Here is a 900-nt window from a genome sequence, read left to right on the forward strand (position 1 = left end):
ATGACGATTCTGGTAATTGCGGAACACGACAACGCGTCGATCAAGGCAGCGACGCTCAATACGGTTGCAGCGGCCACGAAGATCGGCGGCGACGTGCATGTGCTGGTCGCGGGTTCGAACGCGCAAGGCGCAGCCGACGCCGCAGCGAAGATCGCGGGCGTAACGAAGGTGTTGCTCGCCGATGCGCCTCAACTTGCCGACGGCCTCGCGGAAAACGTCGAAGGCACGGTGCTGAACATCGCGAAGGATTATTCGCACATCCTGGCTCCGGCCACGGCCTACGGCAAGAACATCGCGCCGCGGATCGCAGCGCATCTCGACGTTGCGCAGATCAGCGACATCACGGCCGTCGACAGCGCCGACACCTTCGAGCGTCCAATCTACGCGGGCAATGCCATCGCGACGGTGCAGTCGAGCGATCCGATCAAGGTCATCACGGTGCGCGCAACCGGCTTCGATCCAGTCGCAGCAGAAGGCGGCAGTGCAGCAGTCGAGAAGATCGAAGCCGCCGCCGATGCAGGCATCTCGCAGTTCGTGAGCCGCGAAGTGACGAAGCTGGACCGTCCGGAACTGACGAGCGCGCACATCATCGTGTCGGGCGGCCGTGGTCTCGGCAGCGGCGAGAACTACACGAAGACGCTCGAGCCGCTGGCGGACAAGCTGGGCGCGGCGTTGGGCGCATCGCGCGCGGCGGTCGATGCCGGCTACGTGCCGAACGACTTCCAGGTGGGCCAGACGGGCAAGATCGTCGCGCCGCAGCTGTACGTGGCGGTCGGCATTTCGGGTGCGATCCAGCACTTGGCGGGCATGAAGGACAGCAAGGTGATCGTCGCGATCAACAAGGACGCGGAAGCGCCGATCTTCAGCGTGGCCGATTACGGTCTCGTCGGCGATCTGTTC

The 900-nt window shown here is 64.4% G+C and carries 1 protein-coding gene; it reads left to right on the forward strand.

What is annotated here, in order from left to right; translation table 11 throughout:
- On the forward strand, positions 1-900 hold a 900-nt coding region (locus tag QCE69_RS39315; protein ID WP_309936152.1), incomplete at its 3' end, for an FAD-binding protein.

The sequence above is a fragment of the Caballeronia sp. LZ032 genome, assembly GCF_031451315.1.
In the GTDB taxonomy this organism is placed as follows: Bacteria; Pseudomonadota; Gammaproteobacteria; order Burkholderiales; family Burkholderiaceae; genus Caballeronia.